The sequence below is a fragment of the Corynebacterium sp. HMSC035E02 genome (genome assembly GCF_001836065.1).
Lineage (GTDB): Bacteria > Actinomycetota > Actinomycetes > Mycobacteriales > Mycobacteriaceae > Corynebacterium > Corynebacterium hiratae.
In genome coordinates, this window is record NZ_KV827376.1 from 73567 (window position 1) to 97368 (window position 23802).

Sequence of the window (23802 nt, forward strand, 5' to 3'; positions counted from 1 at the left end):
CAGCGCTGTCCGAGCACTTATAGGGGGCGCGCCCGGTGGTAGGCAGCGCGCGCCCGCTGCTCGTCCACGCCTGCCGGCACCGCAACGTTGAGGGTGGCTTGCGTGGCCGCCGGAGTCGGTGCGGGGAGGTGGAACGCGGGGGCATCGGACAGCGCGAGGCCTTGGCGGCCGTCGGGAAGCTGCACTGGCAGCAAGGTCCACAGGCCCAGAACTGGCATGGCCAGCTGTGGCAAGCGTGCAGAGCGTGCCTCAGTGATGGACACGCGGGCCCGAATCAACTCGGGGATAGCCTGGTCATATCCGAAGCGGCGCAGGTTCGCCGCTGCTTGGGCGGACATGGAGCTGGACAGCTCATCTGCCCAGGCCCAGGTGAAGGCGTTCGTGGAGGCGTCGATCGTCGCGATGAGGTGCGCGGGCACCGTGAGCGAGCCGTAATCGGAGTTCACCACGGTCCGCGACGTAACAGGATCAAGGTCCGCCCACAGGTTGGGGAAGCGGGCCTCCAAGAAGAAGTTGTGCTCGGTGGCGAGGAAGTGGGCGTCGGCCAACACCTCGCGCGCGCTGAGCCCAACGCGGCCCGGGGCCTGGGGGAGACCTACGATCCGGGAGCCGTGGAAAAGCGCGAGATTTTCCGCGTGGCTCTGCAGAATGCCCAGGTAGGAGGACAACTCGGCGGTGGCTAGGCGCTCGTCGACCCCACCGGCGACGTCCCCTGAGTGCTCAATTCCGGCCAGGATGCTCACCCGAGGATCCGGGTTAATCTCCGCGAAATCGACGGCGACCAATGCTTCGCCATCGCCCTGTGGGACGCGGACAACAGGCCGGTCGCCCACCAGCCGTCGTGCCAAGCCGCGCAGCAGGGCAGAGTCAGGTTGTGGCCCGTGGAATTCCGGCTGCGGTGCGTGCTCTGCCATGCCGGTGGCCCAGCGAAGCTCCCCGTTGTGGATGGTGGCAAGACGCAGTCCATCGAAATCATAGACCCCGGAATCAGTGCTAAAACGCACGACGGCGCGCTGATCCAGGTCTGGCTGCCCTTCCTCCGAGGCTGCTGATACGGAATCGGTGGGAATGAAATTCACCTCGACGTCGCGAACGACGCCTAGGCGTGAGGCAAACGTGGCGTCGATGCCGGCTTGGATAAAGGCGCCAGCGGAGTACAGGTTCTGGGCTGAATCCATGGGTCTCCTTGACTAGTTTGTATTCCTGCGGAAGGGGTGCTCGATGGCCTCCTCGTAGGCCTGAAGGAGGGCTTGGGTGGATTCTACCCAGGAATGTTTTTCAGCTTCGCGGCGGGCGGCCTGTCCCATCTGCGCCCGGCGGGAGGAATCACGCAGGAGGCCGAGAGCGGCGCTGGCCCACGCGGTGTCGTCAGCGTCGGGCTCGATGAGATGTCCTGTGACGCCTTCTTCGATAACGAAGGGGATGCCGCCGGCATTCGTGCCGATGACCGGAACCCCAGAGGCGAAGGACTCGAGAGCCACGAGTCCCAAGGTCTCTGTGGCGGAGGGGAAGAGGAAGACATCCCCCACGGCGAAGGCGGCGGCGAGCTCCTCGCCGGAGAGGTAGCCCGTGAATACGGTGTGCGCAGGATCGAAGTTGGACTTGAGCTCCTCCAAGGCGGGGCCATCGCCGACGATGGCCAGGCGGGCGTCGCTAAGCTGTGCCCTCACCAGTTCCATCACGTGATCGAGGCGTTCCAAGTCCTTCTCCTTGGAGACGCGGCCGATATAGGTCACCAACGGGGAATCCGGGTTACCGTCGGTCAGGCGCTCGCGCATCTGTTCCGTGGCGCGACTGGGGTGATAGGTCTGCGTATCAACAGCCTTGGGCCACAGCTGCACGTTGCGGATCCCCATCATCCGAGCCTTATCCACCATGGGGCCGGAGGTGCACAGGTTCACCGCAGCCTGGTTGTGCAGATACTTCAGCGCGGCTTCGGTCAGCGGCCTAGTCCACCCAATCCCCAGCGCTTCAACGTACTCGGGGACATTGGTGTGGAAGCTGGCTACCAGCGGTACGGCATCGCGCTGCGCGGCAAAGACGCCGAGGGCCGCGGTCCAAATGGGATTGACCGCGTGGATGACATCGGGATCGAAATCCCGGATTTCCTTGAAGAATTTCCACGAGGGCAAACCGAATTTAATCTCCGGGTAGACCCACAGCGACAAACTGGGGATGCGGGTGACCTCGAAGCCGGCATAGGTGTCAGGGGCCTTGCCTGTGGCAAAAATCCGCACCTCATGGCCCATCGCGGCCAGCTGGTCCAGCGTGCGCGTCAGGCGGGTGACCACGCCGTCGATCTTGGGCAGGAAGACCTCGGTAACGATAGCGATGCGCACGAAGGTTTAAGCCTCCGCAGCGTCCGCGCCGTTGGCCAAGGCTTCGGGAACACCAGCGTGCTGCTGGCGCGTCCACAGCGACTGGGCTGGAATCTTGGAGCGGTCAACACGGTCGGCGTACTTACGCGCGACTTCCTCCACCTCGTGGAGCAACCCCTCCGACAAAGTGGTCGGCTCCAGGCCGAGCTCGAGGAACGTGTCGTTGGTGACGTGGAGTTCATTCTCTGCGGATTCCTTGCGCGGGTTCGGCACATAAGCCACTTCCGCACCAGAGATCTTCGCCAGTAGTTCTGCCAGGTCACGCACGCGGTGGGTTTCGGTCATCTGGTTGATGATCTTGACGCGCTCCCCGCGTGCCGGCGGATTCTGCAGGGCTAGCTCGATGCAGCGCACCATGTCACGAATGTGAATAAAGGCGCGGGTCTGTCCGCCGGTGCCGTGGACGGTCAGCGGATAACCAATGCCGGCCTGAATGAGGAAGCGGTTGAGCACCGTTCCGTAGTCACCGTCATAATCAAAGCGGTTAATGAGGCGCTCGTCCTTCTGGGTCTGCTCAGTGTGCGTGCCCCAGATGATGCCCTGGTGTAGGTCGGTGATGCGCAGCTCATCATTCTTGGCGTAGTAGGCAAACAGGTGCTGGTCCAGGACCTTCGTCATGTGGTAGACCGAGCCCGGGTTGGAGGGGTAGAGGATTTGCTGCTTGACGACGCCATTCTCGCCCGCATCCACCTGCACATCCAGGTAGCCCTCCGGAATCTTCATACCGGCGGTGCCGTAGCCGTAGACACCCATGGTGCCCAAGTGGGCGACGTGGATATCTTGCTCAGATTCCACGATGGCGGCGAGCAAGTTGTGGGTGGCGTTGATGTTGTTATCCACCGTGTAGCGTTTGGTGCGCGAATTCTTCATGGAATAGGGGGCGGCGCGCTGCTCAGCGAAGTGCACCACCGCATCCGGGCGTTCGGTATTCAGGAACTCCAGCAAGCCGTCGTAGTCCTGGGCCACGTCGAGGTTACGGAAGCCGATGGTCTTGCCGGAAACCTCGGTCCACGCGGCCAGGCGATCCTCAATGGAGGCGATGGGTGTTAAGGATTCCGCGCCCAACTCCTCATCGATGGCGCGCCGGGAGAGGTTATCCACGATGATGACCTCGTGGCCTTGGTCGGAGAGATAAAGGGAAGCGGGCCAACCGCAGAAGCCGTCTCCGCCGAGAATCGCTACCTTCATTTTTTGTCTCTCCACTTCTTGGGTCGGGGTCAAAACGTGCTGTACCAGCAGGGGTCTAGTCTATGTTGACACGCGTAAGTTGGGGGTTCGTTACGTGGCACACTTTTTTCGAACATACCGTTTGCTCGCCTGCGTCGGGGGCGCGCGGGGTAAACAGTAGATGAATGTTCTCTAAGAGCCTGTAGACTAGCCCGCATGCTTGAAGCCGTGCTGAATGCCTTCGCCGATTCCGTCAACGCGCTTCTCATCGGAATCCTGGTGGCCATCGGCATCATGCTTCCGCGGGGGAGCTACCGCAAGATCGCGGCCCTCGTCATCGTCGGTGACTGGTTCGGCGTGCTCACCGCCGCTGCTGTGGTGATGTTCGTCTTCGTCGGTATCCAGGACAAGGTGGCCGCCGCGCTGGAATCACCGCTGCTTGGTTGGGGTCTGGTGGTCATCGGCCTGGGGCTGGGCCTTCTGGCCTGGCGCTCCAAGGGCGAACCCAATGACATGGTGCAGAAACTCCTCGGCCCACTGCGCACGCCCTCGGCCAAGACTGTCGCGGTGGGCTATGCCATGGGTGTTATCCAGTCCTTGACCTCCGTACCCTTTTTCTATGGGCTGATGCACCTTGCTGCCGGGGATTTCAGCAACACCGTTAAATACGGAGGCCTTTTCTTCTATGCCACCTTCGCGCTCTCGCTGCCCACGGTGTGCGGGCTTTTCATCGCGCTTGTGCGGGCGAAGCCAGACTCCTGGGCTGGTCGCGCCTTCGCGTGGGCGCGGGAAAACTCTGCAGCAGTGGCACTATGGAGCGGCTACGGAGTGGCCGCCTTCCTGGTGGTGATGGGTCTCGTTGCTCTTCTATAACGAGCCGGCTGGTGGGCAAGAGTTCAAAAGTGAACTGCCCTAGTTGCCAAAGTTCTGGTCAGTTTTTGCGGCGGACTCGGGAGTTTTGTCAACAACGGCAGTTGCGGTGCTAGTCGTAGAGGACTTCGTCGAGGGGGAGGGCGTCGCCATGCGGCGCCTGATTCTTAGCAATGTCGACGTAGCGCGCGGCGTGCGGGATGAAGGCGGCGGATTCCTCAGGGCTCAACGCACGGCGCACCTTGGCGGGCACCCCGGCGGCTAGGGCGCCGGCGGGAATGTTTTGGCCCTCGAGCACCACCGCGCCGGCGGCGATGAGAGAGCCTGTGCCCACGGTGGAGCCGGAAAGCAAAGAAGACTTCATTCCAACCAGCGTGCCCGCGCCCACCCGCGTGCCGTGGAGCATGGCCATGTGGCCCACGGTGACGTCATCCTCCAGCACACACGGCGCAGTGGTTTCGACGTGGATGACGCAGTTGTCTTGGATATTGACGCGGGCGCCAAGGCGGATGGCACCAACATCTCCGCGCAGCACGCTGCCATAGAACACGGAAGAATCTGGCCCGATGGTGACGTCACCGATGATGGTGGCATTCGGCGCAATCCAGGCGCTGCGGTGGATGCGGGGAGTGTGCCCTTGGAAGGGGAGGATGAGCATGGCGGATTAGCTTTCTTCAGGGGGTGGGTTCGACGGACACAGCGAGTGACTCGGAAACTTCATAATCGCCGGGCTCCGCGTTGAGTTGGGACAGCGTCTCTCTTTCTGCAAGCGACAACGGGATGGCCCATCCCTTCTTGGGGTCGTGGACGGGACGCTGTTCTCTAGTCGTGGGGGAGAGATGCACCGTGGTCTGAGGGCCACGCAACTGCGCGGGCTCGCCGGAGCGCGCCACCTCACTGAGCACCTGCGCACCGGCAGGGGAGGTAACCAGGATGATGAGACCGCTCGCAGTGTGCACGGAAAGATGATCGAAAGAAACCTCGACGGCGTGGGGATCCGGGGAGGCCAAACGGACAGTGCTGGAGCCGCCAAGCTTGTCGACGGCATTCTTAACCGCAGAAAACAATCCCATGGCGCGATCCTAGCGCGGGGGTACCATCGGGCACTGTGATTGACGCGAAAGATACAGCACTCGTCATTGAAGGCGGCGGCATGCGCAATTCCTATACCGCCGCGTGCATCGTCAAGCTCCTAAAGGAGGAGGTGGAATTTGGCTGGGTTGGAGGTGTTTCCGCGGGCTCTTCACACACCGTGAACTTCCTCTCCCGCGACGTGAGCCGCTCGGAAGAATCCTTCGTGGATTTTGCCAAGAACCCCAGCTTCGGTGGCCTGGGTTCGCTGCTGCGCGGTAGCGGCTACTTCAATGCGGAGTTCATCTATGAGAAGGCCGCCGATCAGGACATGCCCTTTGACTGGGAAGCATTTCAGGCCAACCCGGCGCAGATGTGTATTTCCGCCGCGCGCGCCGATACCGGGGAGAGCGTGTACTGGGGGCGCAATGACATAAAGACACAAGAGGACCTGATGGTGCGCGTTCGCGCGTCTTCGACGTTGCCGCTGATCATGCCGATGCGTGTTATCGATGGCGCACCGTACGTCGACGGTGCGATGGGGGAATCCGGTGGCATCCTCATCGAGCAGGCGGAGAAGGCCGGCTTTGAAAAGTTCTTGTTCCTTGGCTCGAAACCGCGTGGCTACGTGCGGCCTGAGGTAGGGCGGCCCGCGGCGCTGCGACGAATCTTCCGAAAGTACCCTGCCGTGGCGGAGTCAATGATTGCCCGGCCGCCCCGGTACAACGCCTCCAAGGAGCGGCTTCTGGAGCTGGAAAAGGAGGGGCGTGCACAGCTTTTCTTCCCAGAGGATATGCAGGTGGCTTCGACCGAGCGCTCGGTGACTAAGCTGCGCGCGAACTATGAAGCCGGGCGCGCGCAGACCTATGCGGAATGGCCGGCGTGGAAGGAATTCCTCAGCAGTTAAGGGAAACGCTGTGCCTAATCCGCCACGAGGGTTTCGATGGTGAGCTCCGGGTGCTCCTTCTCAATGAAGGCCAGCTTCCACTTATCACCAAAGAGTGCGATGAGCTCGCCGTCGCTGCGGGTGAAGATCTCCACGCCGCGCTGACGGCCCAGCTCGGGCGCGGACTCGGCATCGGTGCGGCGCGCCACCGAGTAGGGGATGGGCTCGGTGATGGTCTCCACGTTGTATTCGACTTCCATGCGGGCCTGCATGACCTCGAACTGCATGGGGCCCACCGCGGCCATGACTGGGGCGGCGTCGCCGCGCGTATCGTTGCGCAGAATCTGGACCACGCCTTCTGCCGCCAGCTGGTCCAAGCCCTTGCGGAAGGCCTTGTAATCGCCCAAGGATTTTGCACGCAAAATCTGGAAAGCCTCTGGAGCGAACTGCGGCATGGGCTTGAACTGCACCTTCTTGCCGGTGTAAATCGTGTCACCTGGTGCCAAGGAACCGGCGTTGACCAAGCCTACGATGTCACCCGGGTAGGCCGTATCCACGGTGTCACGCGTGCGGCCAAAGACCGTCAGCGCATACTTGGTGGAGAAGCTGCGGCCGGATTGGGCGTGGTTGACCTGCATACCGCGCTCAAACTCACCGGAAACCACGCGCATGAAGGCCAAGTTATCGCGGTGCTTGCGGTCCATGCCTGCCTGCACCTTGAAGATGACGCCCGAGAACTCATCGGTGACCTCACGGACCTCATCGATGGCGGAGGTAGCGGCCTCGATGGCCTGCGGATCCGAATCGCGAGAGCGCGGAGCCGGGGCAATCGCGCACAGCGTATCCAGAATCTGGTGCACGCCAAAGTTCAGCATCGCGGAAGCGAAGATGAGCGGGGAGGTCACACACTGCTCAAAGAGCTCCTGGTCATGCAGGGCGCCGTCCGCGGCCAGTAGCTCCGCTTCCTCCACAGCGGTCTCCCAAGCATCCTCTTCCTTCGCGGCGGCTTCCGCAGGCTCGTAGTGCTCCTCCGGGGCGATGGTGGAACCACCAGCGGTGCGCAGGAAGTGCACGTACTCGTCAGCCTCACCATCATCATTAATGTGGGCTAGACCGCGGAAGTCGCCGGCGATACCCACCGGCCAGTACAGCGGGGTGGGCTGCAGCTGGATTTCGTTGAGGATTTCGTCGACAAGCTCCAGCGGTTCCCGTCCCACGCGGTCCCACTTGTTGATCACCGTGATGATCGGCAGGCCGCGGGCCTTACACACGCGGAAGAGCTTGAGGGTCTGGGGCTCGAGGCCCTTGGCGGCGTCGATAAGCATCACGGCAGCATCCACCGCCGTGAGCACGCGGTAGGTATCCTCCGAAAAGTCCGCGTGGCCCGGGGTATCCACCAGGTTGATCATGTAGGGCTCGCCCTCGTGGCCCTCGGGCGCGTACTCGAACTGCAGCGCGGAGGAGGCCACGGAAATACCGCGTTCCTTCTCCATCTCCATCCAGTCAGAAACCGTGGACTTGCGGTTGCCCTTGCCGTGCACCGCGCCGGCCTCGTTGATGACGTGCGCGTGGAGCGCCAGCGCCTCCGTCAGCGTGGACTTACCAGCATCCGGGTGGGCGATGACTGCGAATGTGCGGCGGCGGGAAGCTTCGGAGGCAATACTCATGCGGGCTAGTTTAGCCGCTGGGTGCTACCACTCCACATTGAGCTGGCGGCCCAGATCATCAAAGATGCGCCGGGCCACGGAGAGCTTCTTCGCAATTGGCCGCTGCAGGCCTGGCTTGCGCTTCTGGTTGTAGTACTCGCCGGAGTTGAAATGGATGCCGGGGGTGCCGCTGAGGAAGTAGGCCAAGTTCTCCCCGCCTTTGTCCGCCTTGCCCAAGACGTATTGAGCCGCAGTGGTCGAATAGAGCTTGCTCGTCCTGCTCGTTGAGTTATGCCCGAAGCCAGTATTCAATATCCCCGGGTGAAAGGCCACGGAGGTCAGCCCATGGGAGTCGAGGTAGCGGGTCAGCAGGATATCGCCCAACTTGGCGTTGCCATAGGCGCGCTCCGCCGTGAATTTTTCAAAAGTATTCGGGTCACCGGGGTCGAAAGCGGAATACAGCATGTTGGCCAACGAGGCGGTCTGCACCACGGTGGCGTCGCTGGCCCGCAGCGTATCGCGCAGCAAGGAGGTCAGAAGAAAAGGCGCCACAACGTTGATCTGCCACGTGCGCTCGAAACCATCGGCGGTGGCGAAGGGGCCGTCGAACATGCCGCCGGCGTTATTGCCCAAGGCATCGATCTGCGAGTACTGGCTCAGCTCCTCGGCGAGCCGACGCACCTGGCCCAAAGACTCATAATCGGCCACATGAAAGTCGGCGCCGATCTCCTCGGCCACAGCCTGCGTCTTCTCCGGATTGCGGCCCACGAGCACGAGCGAATCCTGCGGGCGGCGCTGGTGAAGGATACGGGCAGCGGCCGCGCCCACGCCGTCAGAGGCTCCGGTGATGACGATAGTTCTCGGGTCGTTATTCAATGGCAGGCTCTGGCTCGTGCGGCTCATACTTGGACAGTGTAGGACGTTGAGCGTGGTCGCGCCGGGGTTTATTTCGCCCGGGAATGGATTTCCTGCTGGGCCTTGTTGAGACCCTCAGCCACGATGAGACGTGCGGCCTCGGCGGCGGTGGCGATGGTGGAATCGAGCTCAGCGCTGGCGTCGACAGGCGCGAGCACCCAGTCCGGGATGGAACCACCCTTGGGTGGGCGCCCAATACCGATGCGCACGCGCAGGTAATCGCGCGTGCCCAAGCGCTCGCTCAGTGACTTAAGGCCGTTGTGGCCGTTTTCGTTGCCGCCCTTCTTAATGCGCACCTTGCCGGCGGGCAGGTCGAGCTCATCGTGGATGACGATGATGTTCTCTGCCGCAACGCCCAGCAGCGTGGCCAACGGGGCGATGGGATCGCCAGAGAGGTTCATGTAGGTGTGTGAGCGCAGCGCTACGACCTTCGTGCCCCCAAGCTCGAGCTGTGCCGCGCTGAGTTGGTGTCCGGTGACAGGCTCGAGCATGTCACCAGATTCGGCGAGGAGATCATCCACGGCCATGTACCCCACATTGTGGCGGGTCGCGGCGTATTTCGCGCCGGGATTACCCAAACCCACGATGAGCCACTCGGCGCTTAAATCCGCTGGGTTTAATCCGGGGGTGGCGGCCTTCTGTGTTTTCTTATTCGGTGCTTCGCCGGCGCGGCCAAAGAGGCGGGTGAAAAAGTCACGGATGGCAGACACAACTACTTCCTTGATGGTTTTCTTTAGGCTGGGTAACCATGAGTCAACTTCTTGAGACTATCACTTGCCCTGTCCTACCTGCTCCGATGGCGGGCGGGCCCACCACGCCTGAACTAGTGGCCGCCGCCGACGCCGCCGGTTCCTTCAGCGCGCTGGGGCTGGGAACCTGCTCCGTCGACGCCGCGCGGGAGGCCATCGCTGCGTGTGCCGGTACGCGCTTTGGGGCCAATATCTTTCACCCGCAGCGCGAGCTGACCGAAACGGAACTCGCGGCTGCACAGGCCCTCGCCGCCGAAGAGGGCGCCGTGCTTGGCGACGTCTCCCTAAACTTCGGCTGGCAGGACAAGCTCGACGCCGCGCTGGAGGGTGGGGCAGCGGTGCTGTGGTCGATGTTTGGCGTCTTTAGCGAGGACGAGGTCGCGCGCATCCATGACGCTGGGGCAGAGGCGTGGACCACGGTCACCAACCCCGAGGAGGCGCAGGCCGCGGCCGCCCGCGGCATCGATGTGTTGTGCGTGCAGGGCCCTGAAGCTGGCGGGCACCGTGGTGTGTGGGACCCGAGTGCGGAACCCGATCAGCGCCCTCTCGAGGAACTCGTCGCGGCGGTCCACCAGGTGACGGACCTTCCGCTCATTGCCGCGGGTGGTCTGCGCACGGCGGAAGATGTTGCCACGGCCCTGGCCTGGCCGGGGGTAAAAGCAGTCAGCTGTGGTTCCGCCTTCCTGCTCTCCGAGGAAGCGGGGACGAGTGAACACAACCGTGGCCTTCTGCGCCGCGGTGGCCAGACGGTGTCCACCCGCGCGTTCTCCGGGCGCTACGCCCGCGGGCTGGAGACCGCCTACACGCGGGCACACCCGGACCTGCCTTTGGTCTACCCCTACCTCAACGCGCTACTGAAACCTCGTCGCGCCCAGCTTGACGCGGACGTGGACTATTGCCTCGTAGGTGTCGATGTAATGAAACTTGGCGGGGGTAGTGTGGCGGAGATCCTCGCTCAACTACACCCAAACGGGCATGAATAACGGTTAATATTTACGGATGGACAGAGTTTTACACCCTTTTTGACGAGTAAAGGATACAAAGCACGTGACTTCGAACGCGCACATTGGGCACGAGGATTGGAACGAGCGCCTGGAGCTGGCCCAAGAGATGATCCCGCTCATCCACCAGCTGCACCGCAACAATAACGTTGTCACCTCTATCTACGGCCGCCTGCTCATCGGCGTGACCGACATCGACATCATCAAGGCGCACCGCTACGCCCGCCGCATTGCTGAGCGCGAGCTTTCCACCGCAGAGACCCTGCCGATTGTGAAGGAACTGTGCTCGATGAACCTGGGCACCGCTTCCATTGACCTTGGCCGCCTGGCTACCGGCTTCGAAGAGTCCGGCTCCGATAACCTGCGCAACTACCTCGAGGAGACCCTCGTGGATCTCGTCGGCGCTGGTGTGGACAAGGAATCCACCGACGTCGTCCTCTACGGCTTCGGTCGCATCGGCCGCCTGCTGGCCCGCATCCTCATTGCCCGCGAGGCTGCCTACGGCGGCGTGCGCCTGCGCGCCATCGTCGTACGCAAGAAGGGCGACATGGATATCTTCAAGCGTGCCTCCCTCCTGCGCCGCGACTCCGTCCACGGTGCCTTCAACGGCACCATCGCTGTTGATGAGGAGAACGAGGTCATCTGGGCCAACGGCACGAAGATCCAGATGATCTACGCCAATGACCCGGCGGACATTGACTACACCAAGTACGGCATCGACAACGCCATCGTCGTCGACAACACCGGTGTGTGGCGCGACCGCGAGGGCCTGTCCCAGCACCTGCAGTCCAAGGGTGTGGCTCGCGTGCTGCTCACCGCTCCGGGCAAGGGCGACCTGAAGAACATCGTCTACGGCATCAACCACGGCGACATCGAGGACTCCGACCAGATCCTCTCCGCCGCATCCTGCACCACCAACGGCATCACCCCGGTGCTCAAGGTCATCAACGACCGCTACGGTGTAGTTCACGGCCACGTGGAGACCGCCCACTCCTTCACCAATGACCAGAACCTCATCGATAACTTCCACAAGGGTGACCGCCGCGGCCGCGCAGCTGGCCTGAACATGGTGCTCACAGAAACCGGTGCAGCCAAGGCCGTGTCCAAGGCTCTGCCGGAGTTCGAGGGCAAGCTCACCGGTAACGCCATCCGCGTTCCCACCCCGGACGTTTCCATGGCCGTGCTCAACCTCGAGCTGGAGAAGGAAGCTGACCGCGACGAGGTCAATGACTTCCTGCGCAACGTATCCCTGCACTCCGACCTGCGCCAGCAGATCTCCTACATTGCCTCCCCGGAAGTTGTGTCCTCTGACTTCGTGGGCTCTACCCACGCTGGTGTGGTCGATGGTCTCGCCACCATCTCCTCCGGCAAGCACCTCGTGCTCTACGTGTGGTACGACAACGAGTTCGGTTACTCCAACCAGGTCATCCGCATCGTCGAGGACATCGCCGGCGCCCGCCCGGTGGTGTACCCGAAGCGCGTTGACGTCTCTGAGCTCTAAGCGCTAGAACACGAACACCGCCCTCGCCGTATGGCGTGGGCGGTGTTGTTGTTTTCGGGTTCTGCTCGGCGGGCAACCTAGCTTTGCCAGGATGCTTCAAACGTGCAACTGCCCGATCTGCCAAAAGTAGAGGCTGAGATTGAAAAATCCGGGCAACTTTCGTCAGCTAGGGCAGTGTGCACCGAGTGGGGCGGCTGTGCCTACCGAAAATGTAGGAGAAGCCTGGGGAAGAACTACTTCTTCTTCTTCTTGTTCTTCTTGCCGTGCTTCTTCTTAGTCTTCTTGTCGCCGTCGCCGTTGACCTTGGCACGCTCCAAGTCAGCCGCGACATCCGGGACGTAGGCAAAATCGTTGCGCGGCGGGCGGACGTACTCGGCTTCGAGCTCGGGGCGGCTCGGGATCTCAGGTACATCCTGCTCCACGTGCTGATAGGGAACGGTCTTGAGGATGTGGTTTATCACGTTGATGCGTGAACGCTTCTTATCCTCAGACTCCACCGTGTACCACGGGGCGGACGGGGTATCCGTGTGGACGAACATCTCGTCTTTGGCACGCGAGTAGTCCTCCCAGCGGGTGATGGACTGCAGGTCCATGGGGGAGAGCTTCCAGCGGCGCAGTGGATCATTGCGGCGGGACTTAAAGCGTGCGAGCTGTTCCTCATCAGACACAGAGAACCAGTACTTGAGAAGGATAATGCCGTCTTCGATGAGCATGTGTTCCAGCATCGGCGCCTGGTGAAGGAAGCGCACGTACTCCTGCTGGGAGCAAAAGCCCATGACTCGCTCCACGCCGGCGCGGTTGTACCAGGAGCGGTCGAAGATGACGATCTCACCGGCGGTGGGCAGCTTCTCAATGTAGCGCTGGAAGTACCACTGGCCCGCCTCGCGGTCAGTCGGCTTGGGCAGAGCTTCGATGCGGCAGGTACGCGGATTAAGGTACTGCGTAATGCGCTTGATGGCGGAACCCTTGCCGGCGGCGTCGCGGCCTTCCATGATAATGACCACGCGGGCGCCGGTCTCAACGACCCACTGCTGCATCTCGACGAGCTCTGCTTGGAGGCGCTTGAGCTCGTCCTCATAGGCTTGCTTGTCTAGCTTCGGCGGCTTGGTGGCAGACTTCTTAGACTGTGAACTCATACCTTTAAATTTACCTCTTAGCTGGGGAAATGCCTAACCGCAGGGGGTAGAGATGTGCGTGGGATGGAGCTGGGGATCAGACTGGCGATCAGTCAACCTCGTGTTGCGTCACCGCGCCGCTGGCGGCGTCGACATCGAGCTCGTGTTCCTGGCCGTTGGCCTTGAATTCAATCTCCCAGTGCGGGCCCTTGCCATCGTCACCATCGTCGTAGTCGACTTCCTTTTCTGTGACGGCCTGGGCATCAACGCCGGCGTGGGCTAAGGCTTTCTCAAAAGCTTCATCGCCGCTGAGCATGCCGGAGCCCTCTGCGTTGCCGGTGGCCCCGGCACCAGCCGTGCCGGCAGGCTGCTGAGCGTCGTCGTCATCACGGTCATCGTCGCCAGCATCCGTGCCCGTCGCTGTGGCCGTTTCCGTCACGGTTTCCACCGGCGCGGGAGTCGGCGTCGGGGCGGGCTCGGCCTCCTTATCCGACGAGCACCCCACCAGCGCGGTGCTGGCGCAGAGTGCGATGCCGGCGGCGGTGAAACGGGAATGAAGAGTCATCGAGGCTCATCCTCCTCAGTCAATCAGGGGGAATGTGGTGCCCCACCGTATCGAAATCAGAGCGTGCTCGCTGAAGAGCCTGGATATGGCTGAATGTTAACGGCCGTGACAGGTGCAGCCTTCGCCGCAGCCACCGGCAGCAGGGGGCTCACCGAAGCGCGTGGTGTTCTCAATTGCCCCGAGCCCTTCGATGCTGATGCGGGTGCGGGAGCCGTCGCCCAGCAGCGCCTCCTCACCACGCGCGAAGCCCACACCTTCCGGAGTGCCGGTGGCAATGACATCGCCCGGATTGAGAGGGTAGAGGGAGGAGCAGAAGGCGATGAGCTCGGCCACGGAGAAGATGAGGTCATCGGTGTTGTCGTCTTGGCGCACGTCGCCGTCGACGGTCGTGGTGAGCCGCGCGGCCTTGCCCGGGGCCCATTCATCAGCCGTGGTCAACCACGGCCCGAAGCCGGCGGTGCGGTAGAAGGATTTGCCGGCGTGGAACTGCGTGGTGGCGCGCTGATAATCCCGCAGGGTGTAGTCGTTCATGATGGCATAGCCGGCCACGTAATCCAGCGCATCTTTCGTGCTCACCTGGTGCGCGCGGCGTCCCATGACCACGGCGAGCTCTCCTTCGTAGTCCAGCTTCTTCGTGGCATAGGCCGGGACATAAACGTCGTCGAAGGGCCCGGTCAGGGCCTCCGGAAACTTGATGAAGAGCGTGGGCTGCGTGGGAAGCTCGCGCCCCATCTCCCGGGCATGCTTGGCGTAGTTGACGCCAACGCAGATAATCTTGCCGGGGTGGGGGATGACGGGGGCTAGGTCGGCATCGTTGAAAACCACAGGCTCGCCGGACAGCTGCGCGGCCTTGCTCCAATCGGGGCTGGCGAGCAATTCTCCGACGTCCTCATAATCCAGCTCGGTGCCCACGTTGGGGCCGTCGATGCGGATAGCGCAAGTACCAAAACTGGTGCGGAGAGTAGCGAGCTTCATGGCGGCTAGTCTAACGCGCGAAGAATCTCATCGACGGCATCGGCACAGATGATGGGAATCTCGTGGGCCTCCTGCTTAGTCCACGGCTTGAGCACGAATGCGGCCGGATCCATACGGCCGGGCGGGCGGCCGATGCCTACTGAAAGCCGCTGATAATCCTTGGTGCCCAGGGACTTCGTGGTGGAGCGCAGGCCGTTATGGCCGTGGTCCCCGCCGCCGAGGCGTCGCTTGATGGTGGCGAAGTCGAGCTCCAATTCATCGTGGATCACGATGATGTGATCATGAGGAACATTGAAGTATTGGGCGAGTGCCTTGATGGGACCGCCGGACAAGTTCATGAAGCAGCGCGGCTTGGCGACGATCACTTTGGTATCGCCACGTCGCGCTTCGGCGACATCCGTGTTTGTCTTTTTGTGAACGGAAAAGGAAGCGAATAGCTCGTGGGCTAGTTCATCAGCCACGTCAAAGCCGATGTTGTGGCGAGTTCCGGCGTACTTCGGCCCGGGGTTTCCTAGGCCAACGACGAGAAAAGGAGAAGAAGTCACGCAGCCATTCTAAGCCGCTGGGGTGAAGACACAAGAGCGCACCGCCACCTGCACGCTCACCCCCTCGGTATGTAGGGGAGGGAGTGAGAAAGAATGCAGGCAGCGGTGCGCTAGAGAATGAGGAGTGATAAGGAGAGGGGAGTTTTACTCCTCGTCGGCCTTCTCCTCGGCGGCGCCCTCGTCTGCGGACTCGGCGCCAGCCTCAGCGCCGCCGTCCTCGGCAGCCTCAGCGGCAGCCTCGAGCTCCTCATCAACCTGCGGCTCGGAGATGGAGACGATGACGGTGTCTTCCTCGGCCACGAGGGTGGTGCCCTCCGGCAGGGTGATGTCGCCAGCGGTGACCACGGTGCCATCCTCGAGACCCTCGATGGACACGGCGATCTCCTCCGGAATGTTGAGCACGTCTGCCTCGACCAGGAGGACGTCGGCATCCTGGATGGACATGAGGCCCGGAGCCGGCTCGCCCTCGAGGACAACCGGAACCTCGACCTCAACCTTCTCGCCACGCTTAATGGAGAGCAGGTCGATGTGGTCGATGTTGAAGGTCAGGACGTTCTGGTCGACGTGCTTGACCATGACCAGGTGCTGCTCGCCCTCGAGCTCCAGCTCGAACACGGCGTTGACGCCGTGGTTACGGACCAGTGCGGTCATTTCCAGGCGGTCAACGGCGAAGTGCAGAACGTCGACGGCGTGGCCGTAGACAACGCCCGGGATCTTGCCTGCAGCGCGCAGACGGCGAGCGAAGCCCTTGCCAAACTCAGAACGGACTTCAGCCTTCAATACGGGGCGCTCAGAAGCCATAAGTAAATCTCCTTAAAGTATCGTTGTGCGGCAAGGGCTCATGAAGAACCGTGTAGATACGACAAAAGCCTGCCGATGGACGTCTTGGACGAGTCATCGCAGGCTTAATACAAGATTCACTGCTTAACTTGTGCTATCGCGTCGATAACGGATTTCTCCCTCGCCGAGACGCACAAGATTTTAGCAGCAGCGTCGTCGCAGAACCAAATCTAGTGAGTCTCAAACAGCGTGGTCACAGAACCGTTCTCGAAAATCTCGTGGATGGTGCGAGCCAGCAGCGGGGCGATGGACAGCACAGTGAGGTTGTCCCAGCCCTCGGTGGACTGCGGCAGGGTATCGGTGGTGATGACCTCGACAGCGCCGCACTCGGACAGGCGCTCGCGAGCCGGGTCGGAGAAGACACCGTGGGTACAGGCAATAACCACGGACTTGGCGCCGGCCTCCTCCAGTACGCGGACCGCGCCCGCGATGGTGCCACCGGTGTCAATCATGTCATCGAGCAGGATGCAGTCCTTGCCCTCGACGTCACCGACGACGCGGTTGGACACCGTCTTGTTGGCTTCGGTGTTAGAGCGGGTCTTGTGGACGAAGGAGAGTGGGGCATCGCCCAACTCGTGTGCCCACTTCTCTGCCACCTTCACGCGGCCGGCATCGGGGGAGACCACGGCCAAGTTGTCCATCGGGTACTTGGACTTGATGTAGTCGGTCAGGATCGGCATGGCGTGCATGTGGTCGACCGGGCCATCGAAGAAGCCCTGAATCTGGTCGGTGTGCAGATCCACGGACACGATGCGGTCGGCACCGGCAGCGGCGAGCAGGTCCGCCACTAGGCGGGCGGAGATAGGCTCGCGGCCGAGGTGCTTCTTGTCCTGGCGCGCGTACGGGTAGAAGGGCAGGATGGCGGTGATGCGCTTAGCAGAGCCGCGCTTGAGCGCATCAATCATGATGAGCTGCTCTACCAGCCACTTGTTGAGCGGCTGGGTGTGGGACTGCATCACGAAGCAGTCAGCACCACGGACGGACTCCTCGAAGCGAATGAAGATCTCACCGTTGGCGAAATCGCGGGCGGTGGTCGGAACCAGATCGGTCTTGAGCTCCTTGGCCACAGCCTCAGCCAACGCCGGGTGAGCGCGCCCGGTGAAGAGCATCATGTTCTTGCTGCTGCCGGTAACCTTGCCAGTCATCAGTAGATATCCCTTTACTTGTCGTTAGTTAGTGGTCTGATCGTCAGCCTGGGCGTCCTGTGCCTTGTCGGCGGCTTCCGCTGCCGGCGTGCCCGGACGCTTCTTTTGCACCCAACCTTCGATGTTGCGCTGCTTGCCGCCGGAGACCGCGAGCGCTCCCGGGGGAACGTCGTCCTTAATTACTGTACCCGCACCGGAGTAGGCGCCATCACCGACGGTGACGGGGGCGATGAACATGGTGTCCGATCCGGTGCGCACGTGGCTGCCGATGGTGGTGTGGTGCTTGTTGACGCCGTCGTAGTTGACGAAGACGGAAGAGGCACCGATATTCGAGTAATCACCCACGGTGGCATCGCCGATGTAGGTCAGGTGCGGCACCTTGGTGCCGCGGCCAATCTGCGCCTTCTTCGCCTCGACGAAGCCGCCCAGCTTGCCCTCTTCACCCACGATGACGCCCGGGCGGATGTAGGTAAACGGGCCCACCTGAGCGTTGGTGCCGATGACGGAGTCGAAGCCGTGTGTGCGCACCACGCTGGCGCCAGCGCCCACCTGCATATTGGTCAGGGTGGTGTCGGGGCCCACCTCAGCACCATCGGCGATGGTTGTCGCACCCCACAGCTGGGTATTGGGGTGAATGACAACGTCCTGGCCAATGGTCACGTTGACGCCGATCCAAGTGGTATCGGGATCGACGATGGTGGCGCCGCCGCGCATGGCTTCCTCGACCACACGGCGGTTGAGAATGCGACCGGCCGCGGCCAACTGCACGCGGTCATTCACACCGGAGAGCTCCTCCGGATCGACAGCAACGTGCGCGCCGACGCGGTGGCCTCCCTCGCGGGCGATCTCCAGCACATCGGTGATGTAAAGCTCGCCCTGGGCGTTGTCGGAGTTGAGCTTCGTCAAGGCGTCGCGAAGCACGGCTCCATCGAAAGCAAAAACGCCGGAGTTGACCTCGCGCACCGCGCGCTGCTCCTCGGAGGCATCCTTTTGCTCCACGATGGCGGTGACCGATCCATCCTCGGCGCGCAGCACGCGGCCGTAACCGGTGGGATCCTCCAGGGTCATGGACAGCACGGTTACGGCGTTGCCTTGGCCAGTGTGGGTCTCGTGCAGCTGGCGCAGTGTCTCCGGGCGCAGAAGCGGAACGTCACCGTTGGTCACGATAACGGTGCCGTCGAAGTCAGGCAACGCACTCAGGCCGCACTGGACGGCGTGACCGGTACCGTTCTGCTCTTCCTGGACGGCTTGGGAGACCTCGCAGTCCAGCTCCTCGGAGATGGCATCGACGGCAGGGGAGACCTGGTCGCGCTGGTGGCCCACGACGACCACGAGGTGCTCCGGGTTCAGGCCCGCGGCTGCGTGGAGGGCGTGGCCGAGAAGTGACCTCCCGCCAATCTCATGCAACGTCTTTTGGGTTGAGGATTTCATGCGGGTACCTGCGCCTGCAGCAAGGACGATGGCGGCGCAGTTCGTTACTTCAGCCACGAGTGTGTGCTTCTCCTGTGATTGGGGATGTCAGGACTTACTTTTTTCATCATAACGCCTGCGTTCTATTTTTCGCGTGAGACCTCCGGAAGTGCGCGGGCACGCCATGCTCCAAGTAGCCCGATGCAGGCCAGGAACAAAATGGCCGCCGAGGGGCCAGCCAAAGCGATCACGGCGGAGATACCGCCGATCACGAGGAGGATGACGCCCATCATGGTGTTCGCGGCTCCGACGTAGCGGGTGCGTTTATCCTCGCCCGCCATATCCACCACATAGGTCTTGCGCGCCACGCGAATGGCAGTGTGCGCCAGGTTGACCAGGAAGAAACCGAGAGGCAATGCCCACATGCTTACCGCTGCCGGCGCCCACGCGGCACACGCGACGATGCCCAGCAGGATGATCGCTGCGGCACCCGCACCCCAGGACATGACCAAGCGGGAGGACTTATCTGAGAGCACACCGGATACACGGCCACCCACGAGGCTGGCCAGGCCTGAGGCCAAGACGAAGCCGCCGAGCCCACTCAAAGCCTGCGAACCGATGCTCTGCGAAAGCACCACGATAAAGGAGGTGGACAGGGCAGACACCAAAAGCAGGGCACGAACGTTGACGAAGCTGCGGAAGCGGGAATCCTGGGTGTATAGCTTCCAGGTATCCGTCCACCAGCTGCGGTTCAGGCACTTCTGGCCGGCATCATCCGGCACCGGCTCCTCGATGGTGCGGAATACTGCTGCCGCCAAGAACCACGTGGCCGCACCGATGGCCAGCAATGCCGCCAAGCCCCAGCGCGGGAGCTCACCCAGCACGGCGAGGATGCCACCGGTAATCAAGGTGACCGCGCCGCCGAGCTGCGTGGCCCGGCCGGTCACTACTCCGCGGTGGCCCTTGGAAATGGTGCGGCCCTGCACGTCTTTGCCGGTCAGCGAACACAGCGCGCGCAGCACGGCGAGAGCTGCCAGGGCGAGGCAGACGATGAGGCCGAGGAGGGGGCCGTCGACAAGCACCGCAGCCGCCGCGATGATCGCCGCGCACAGACCCTGGCCCACCGAGCCCAGCACCCACAGGCGTTTGCGTGCTGGATGGGACACCACCCACGGGGTCAGCGCCGCCTGCGGGAGCATGGAGCCGGACTCGCGCAAGGGGACCAGTAGGCCCGTGAAGAAGCCCGGCACCCCGGCCACGCTAAACAGCCAGGGTAGGACCGTCTTTCCGGAGAGCAATTGATCGCCCACTCCCTGCAGGCCATTCGACCAGACGAAGCGGCGGGCATTGGCGGACTCTTCGGACGGTGAGGAGCCGTGGGGAGATGCTGAACGCGAAGCCATGACTGTGATCTTAAGCCCGGCTCGCTCCAATCCGGGGTCTAAGGTTCACCTGATCTCTATCCTGGGAGGCATGTCTATCTCCGCTCGCCCTACAGTATCCCGCCGTATTTTTGTCCAGGGTTCCGTGCTGACTGTTGCCGGTGCCGCCGTGATGGGGTTGAGCGCCTGCTCCACTTCGGGGTCGAAGAATCAACCGGAGCCGCTGGGCTACGACGGCGAGCCGCGTGCCCTGCCCATCCCGCCCGTGGAGGAAGGGGAGGTCGTCGACGGCACGCGCGTATTCAAACTCACCGCCCAGGACGGCTACTCGGAGATCCTCCCCGGCAACGACCGCACGCGGACGTGGGGCTTCAACGGCGCCTTCTTGGGCCCCACTCTGCGGGCTCGGCGGGGCGAGAAAGTCCGCGCGGAAATCACCAACGACCTCATTGAGATGACCACGGTGCACTGGCACGGCATGAAGCTTCCGGCCTATTCGGATGGCGGCCCGCACTCACCGATTGAGGTGGGCAAGACCTGGAAGCCCGAGTGGGAGATCATCCAGCCCGCGGCCACGCTGTGGTACCACCCGCACCCGCACATGGCCACGGCCACGCATGCCTACCGCGGGCTGGCGGGCATGTTCCTCATCGGTGACGATGTGGCCGATGACCTGGACCTGCCGCAGGACTACGGTGTGGACGACATCCCGGTAGTCATCATGGATGCCAAGTTCACCGACGATGGCCAGATTGATGAAAAGAGCGATAACACTCTGGGCCTTCTGGGCACCACGCCTCTGGTCAACGGCATCACCAATGCGCGCTTCGACGCCACCACGCGCCGGGTTCGCTTGCGCCTGCTCAACGGTGCTTCGATGCGCTTCTACACGCTGGAGCTCAGCAACGGTCCCTTCCATGTCATCGCCACGGACACGGGGCTTCTCGACGCCCCCGTGGAAGTCGACTCCCTCTTCCTCGGCCCCGGCGAGCGCGCCGAAATCATCGTGGACTTGGAGCCCGGCAAGGGGGTCCAGCTGCGCTCGGTGCCGCGCAAGGATAATTTTGGGGTGCCCAAGGACAAGGACGCGGCCGACTTCGGCTTCCAAGATTCCTTCGACCTGCTCACCATTTCCGGGCCGGCGGAAAACGCCTCGGAGCCATCGGCCCTGCCGGCAACGCTGGACCCCGCCGCGGCAAAGACACCATCGGATGAGGGGCTTAAGGAGCGTGAGTTCGTGCTCAACACCTTCATGATTAATGGTGAGCAGATGGACATGGCGCGGGTGGATACCGTCATTGATCATGACGCCCCGGAGATCTGGACCGTGACCAATGAGAACTCTGACTGGCCGCACAACTTCCATATCCACAACGCCCGCTTCAAGGTTCTGGAGTGGGACGGCGACGAGAAGATGGATGTGTTCAACTCCGGCTGGAAAGACATTGTCAACCTTCCGCCGAAGGTCACCGCACGCCTGCTGGTGGAGTTCGGTCACTTCCCGGATAAGACCATCCCGTACATGTACCACTGCCACATGCTGCTGCATGAGGACGAGGGAATGATGGGGCAGTACGTCATGGTCAACAAAGGCGAGAAGCCCGACGTGCGCGTCAAACCCGCCGCCTTAGTCTTCGACCAAACCGCCACCGCCCACTCCGCACATGCCGGCCAAGTGGTGGACTCCTCCCGCAGCCCCTATGCGACGCCGGAGGCGAAGGCTTAACCGTTCACGATTTTCTCGTAGGCCCGGCCTGCTAGCGCCGAGCTGTGCCAGCGGGGTGCCGATGCGGAGGCGCTTGATATCTGCAAAAGTGCAGACCTGAAAGTGCAGACCTCCTGGTCGTCGCCAAGCAGTGCGTTGCGCTTCACGACGCCCACCTGCGTGTCTGCACTTCCAGGTCTGCACATTTGGAAAGGGTGGCCGTCAAGGGGGTTCCGGGGCGGCGCTTTAAGGTGGCAGGAAGCTGAGGATAGTGAACTACAGCAAATCCACCATCATTATGTGAGCAGTACGCTAGGGTCAGTATCTGTGATTCAGGACGTCGACCCGCTCATCCATTCCCTGTACCAGGTCTTTGACCTCATTGGTGTGGTACTCAACGGCATTATCGGTGGCACGATTGCGCGCCGCAGGGAATTCGACATTATTGGTTTCGTTTTTCTGGCGCTCTTTTCGGCGCTGGCGGGCGGCATGATCCGTGACATGCTGATCTCTCATGGCCCAGCAGCCGCTATTTCTGATCCGTGGTATCTCACTCTGGCATGCGTGGGTGCGCTTATTGCTTTCTTGATGGACCTCAAAGGCAAGGTCTGGGAGATCTTCCTTGAGCACGCGGATGCTGTCATCTTGGGTGTGTGGTGCACGACTGGCTGTGTGAAGGCGCTGGCCTACGATATGCCATTTATTGCCTGCGTCTTCTTAGGTGTTCTGACCGCAGTGGGCGGCGGTATGGTACGCGATGTTGCTTCCGGGCAGATTCCCTCGGTCTTTGGCGGCAGCCCGCTGTATGCCGTGCCGGCGGTACTTACCGGAATCGTGATGGCTTCCTTCGCACACTTCGATAAGTTCGCCCTTGGCATGGTCATCTCGCCCTTCGTGGGCTTTGGCCTAGCAGTTATGGCCTATTGGCGCGGGTGGGTGCTTCCGCGCGCCGGAATCGCGCCCTTGAACTACACCGCGGCGCAGGTGGCATCGATTGCGCGGAAAGCTGAAATCAGGGGGTTTCGGCGCGGTCGCAGGAAAAGAAAATAAAGCGAAAATAAAACACCGTGCCCCCTGGGTAAGTCCAGGTTACGCGGTGCTTTATCTTGCTTCCCCACCAGGACTCGAACCTAGAATGACGGTACCAAAAACCGTAGTGTTGCCGATTACACCATGGGGAAACTGCGCACACTGTAGTGAGCGCTGGGGGACATGTTACCTGACGGGTGTACACGAGACCTAAACAGGTGGCCGACCTTCACGTTGCTGCCGGCGCTCTTGGCTGGTGAGGGCGATGTCCGGTGGGGGAGATACAGTAGAAGGCATGGTTCGACAAAGGATGACCGGGCGTGAGCGCCGAGAGCAGTTGATCTCCATAGGGCGTGCGGCCTTCGCGGAACGCGGCTTCGATGGTGCCAGCGTGGAAGACATCGCCGCGCGCGCCGGCGTGTCCAAGCCGGTGGTCTATGAGCACTTCGGCGGCAAGGAAGGCCTCTACGCCGTCGTCATTGACCGTGAGCTCGTCGCTTTGGAAAAGGTCGTCACGGAATCACTGCAGACGGGTTCGTGGCGCCAGCGCATCGAGCAGGGCGTGGTGGCACTGCTGACGTATGTGGAGGAGGAGACCGATGGTTTCTTAATCCTCGTGCGTGACTCCAAGCCGGGGGAGGAGCGTAGCTTCTCCACGCTGTTGAACACGGCGGTAAATCAGATTGCGCACATCCTCGGTGAGGCCTTCGAACATCGCGGTCTCGACCCCGAGCTGTCGGTGCTCTACGGCCAAGCGCTCGTCGGCATGGTGGCCACCACGGCCCAGTGGTGGCTGGATGAGCGCGAGCCTTCGCGCGAGACAGTCGCAGCGCACATCGTCAATTTGTGCTGGAATGGTCTTTCCGGCATGGAAGCAGCACCGAAGTTGAAGGGAGCCAAGTAGGTG

23 protein-coding genes are annotated in these 23802 nt (G+C 62.2%); 7 read left to right on the forward strand and 16 right to left on the reverse strand.

The window, feature by feature from the left end:
• Positions 1–17: 17 nt before the first annotated feature.
• From HMPREF2635_RS11560 to HMPREF2635_RS11570, 3 genes are read right to left on the reverse strand one after another with little or no spacing between them, the layout of a single operon-like run.
• The gene (locus HMPREF2635_RS11560) at positions 18–1178 is read right to left on the reverse strand and encodes a DUF6882 domain-containing protein (protein ID WP_070681872.1); all 1161 of its coding nucleotides are present in this window, start codon (positions 1176–1178) and stop codon (positions 18–20) included.
• A 12-nt stretch (positions 1179–1190) separates the two neighbouring features.
• Entirely contained in the window at positions 1191–2339 is a 1149-nt protein-coding gene (locus HMPREF2635_RS11565; RefSeq protein WP_070546183.1) for a glycosyltransferase family 4 protein, read from the reverse strand.
• 6 nt (positions 2340–2345) lie between these two features.
• Entirely contained in the window at positions 2346–3566 is a 1221-nt protein-coding gene (locus HMPREF2635_RS11570) for an NAD-dependent epimerase/dehydratase family protein (RefSeq protein ID WP_070754567.1), read from the reverse strand.
• A gap of 195 nt (positions 3567–3761) precedes the next feature.
• Between HMPREF2635_RS11570 and HMPREF2635_RS11575 the strand changes: the two genes are divergently transcribed.
• Positions 3762–4418 carry a sulfite exporter TauE/SafE family protein gene (locus HMPREF2635_RS11575; protein ID WP_046646929.1) on the forward strand — a complete coding sequence of 219 codons (657 nt, stop codon included), beginning with the start codon at positions 3762–3764 and terminating at the stop codon, positions 4416–4418.
• Positions 4419–4527: 109 nt separating this feature from the next.
• On the opposite strand, the gene HMPREF2635_RS11580 is transcribed toward HMPREF2635_RS11575, so the two are convergent.
• Entirely contained in the window at positions 4528–5073 is a 546-nt protein-coding gene (locus tag HMPREF2635_RS11580) for a gamma carbonic anhydrase family protein (RefSeq protein WP_070821800.1), read from the reverse strand.
• A 16-nt stretch (positions 5074–5089) separates the two neighbouring features.
• Positions 5090–5488, reverse strand: coding sequence for a hypothetical protein (locus tag HMPREF2635_RS11585; protein ID WP_046646927.1), 399 nt, complete (start codon positions 5486–5488; stop codon positions 5090–5092).
• A gap of 35 nt (positions 5489–5523) precedes the next feature.
• Between HMPREF2635_RS11585 and HMPREF2635_RS11590 the strand changes: the two genes are divergently transcribed.
• Positions 5524–6393: a patatin-like phospholipase family protein gene (locus HMPREF2635_RS11590; protein WP_049154251.1), complete on the forward strand. Its 870-nt coding sequence runs from the start codon at positions 5524–5526 to the stop codon at positions 6391–6393.
• Between the two features lie 14 nt (positions 6394–6407).
• Here the strand turns inward: HMPREF2635_RS11590 and HMPREF2635_RS11595 are convergent, their stop codons facing one another.
• From HMPREF2635_RS11595 to pth (HMPREF2635_RS11605), 3 genes are read right to left on the reverse strand one after another with little or no spacing between them, the layout of a single operon-like run.
• Entirely contained in the window at positions 6408–8039 is a 1632-nt protein-coding gene (locus HMPREF2635_RS11595; protein WP_070821801.1) for a peptide chain release factor 3, read from the reverse strand.
• A 24-nt stretch (positions 8040–8063) separates the two neighbouring features.
• On the reverse strand, positions 8064–8921 hold the full coding sequence (locus HMPREF2635_RS11600) for an SDR family NAD(P)-dependent oxidoreductase (RefSeq protein WP_070510347.1): 858 nt from the start codon (positions 8919–8921) through the stop codon (positions 8064–8066).
• 41 nt (positions 8922–8962) lie between these two features.
• Entirely contained in the window at positions 8963–9643 is a 681-nt protein-coding gene (gene pth / locus HMPREF2635_RS11605) for an aminoacyl-tRNA hydrolase (RefSeq protein ID WP_070821802.1), read from the reverse strand.
• Positions 9644–9681: 38 nt separating this feature from the next.
• Here pth (HMPREF2635_RS11605) and HMPREF2635_RS11610 point away from each other — a divergent pair, with 38 nt between their 5' ends.
• Together HMPREF2635_RS11610 and HMPREF2635_RS11615 are read left to right on the forward strand one after the other, a co-directional pair.
• Entirely contained in the window at positions 9682–10665 is a 984-nt protein-coding gene (locus tag HMPREF2635_RS11610; protein WP_070821803.1) for a nitronate monooxygenase, read from the forward strand.
• A 64-nt stretch (positions 10666–10729) separates the two neighbouring features.
• Complete coding sequence (locus HMPREF2635_RS11615) at positions 10730–12184, forward strand: glyceraldehyde-3-phosphate dehydrogenase (protein WP_070510340.1); 1455 nt, start codon at positions 10730–10732, stop codon at positions 12182–12184.
• Between the two features lie 233 nt (positions 12185–12417).
• On the opposite strand, the gene ppk2 is transcribed toward HMPREF2635_RS11615, so the two are convergent.
• The 8 genes from ppk2 to HMPREF2635_RS11655 form a co-directional block, all read right to left on the reverse strand.
• Positions 12418–13320, reverse strand: coding sequence for a polyphosphate kinase 2 (ppk2, locus tag HMPREF2635_RS11620; protein ID WP_070821804.1), 903 nt, complete (start codon positions 13318–13320; stop codon positions 12418–12420).
• Between the two features lie 88 nt (positions 13321–13408).
• On the reverse strand, positions 13409–13864 hold the full coding sequence (locus tag HMPREF2635_RS11625) for a PepSY domain-containing protein (protein ID WP_232745225.1): 456 nt from the start codon (positions 13862–13864) through the stop codon (positions 13409–13411).
• 96 nt (positions 13865–13960) lie between these two features.
• Positions 13961–14839 carry a fumarylacetoacetate hydrolase family protein gene (locus HMPREF2635_RS11630; RefSeq protein ID WP_070821805.1) on the reverse strand — a complete coding sequence of 293 codons (879 nt, stop codon included), beginning with the start codon at positions 14837–14839 and terminating at the stop codon, positions 13961–13963.
• Between the two features lie 5 nt (positions 14840–14844).
• Complete coding sequence (gene pth, locus HMPREF2635_RS11635) at positions 14845–15384, reverse strand: aminoacyl-tRNA hydrolase (RefSeq protein WP_070510332.1); 540 nt, start codon at positions 15382–15384, stop codon at positions 14845–14847.
• A gap of 144 nt (positions 15385–15528) precedes the next feature.
• The gene (locus HMPREF2635_RS11640) at positions 15529–16185 is read right to left on the reverse strand and encodes a 50S ribosomal protein L25/general stress protein Ctc (RefSeq protein ID WP_049154276.1); all 657 of its coding nucleotides are present in this window, start codon (positions 16183–16185) and stop codon (positions 15529–15531) included.
• Between the two features lie 209 nt (positions 16186–16394).
• On the reverse strand, positions 16395–17369 hold the full coding sequence (locus HMPREF2635_RS11645; RefSeq protein ID WP_049154279.1) for a ribose-phosphate diphosphokinase: 975 nt from the start codon (positions 17367–17369) through the stop codon (positions 16395–16397).
• Positions 17370–17393: 24 nt separating this feature from the next.
• Complete coding sequence (glmU, locus tag HMPREF2635_RS11650) at positions 17394–18857, reverse strand: bifunctional UDP-N-acetylglucosamine diphosphorylase/glucosamine-1-phosphate N-acetyltransferase GlmU (RefSeq protein WP_049154281.1); 1464 nt, start codon at positions 18855–18857, stop codon at positions 17394–17396.
• Positions 18858–18922: 65 nt separating this feature from the next.
• Positions 18923–20182, reverse strand: coding sequence for an MFS transporter (locus HMPREF2635_RS11655; RefSeq protein ID WP_070515884.1), 1260 nt, complete (start codon positions 20180–20182; stop codon positions 18923–18925).
• A 70-nt stretch (positions 20183–20252) separates the two neighbouring features.
• Here HMPREF2635_RS11655 and HMPREF2635_RS11660 point away from each other — a divergent pair, with 70 nt between their 5' ends.
• The 3 genes from HMPREF2635_RS11660 to HMPREF2635_RS11675 all read left to right on the forward strand — a co-directional run bounded on the left by HMPREF2635_RS11660 (position 20253) and on the right by HMPREF2635_RS11675 (position 23799).
• The gene (locus tag HMPREF2635_RS11660; protein WP_070821829.1) at positions 20253–21887 is read left to right on the forward strand and encodes a multicopper oxidase family protein; all 1635 of its coding nucleotides are present in this window, start codon (positions 20253–20255) and stop codon (positions 21885–21887) included.
• Between the two features lie 309 nt (positions 21888–22196).
• Positions 22197–22916, forward strand: coding sequence for a trimeric intracellular cation channel family protein (locus HMPREF2635_RS11665; RefSeq protein ID WP_246824893.1), 720 nt, complete (start codon positions 22197–22199; stop codon positions 22914–22916).
• 274 nt (positions 22917–23190) lie between these two features.
• Positions 23191–23799, forward strand: a complete 609-nt coding sequence (locus HMPREF2635_RS11675; protein WP_046648318.1) for a TetR/AcrR family transcriptional regulator — start codon at positions 23191–23193, stop codon at positions 23797–23799.
• Positions 23800–23802 lie beyond the last annotated feature (3 nt).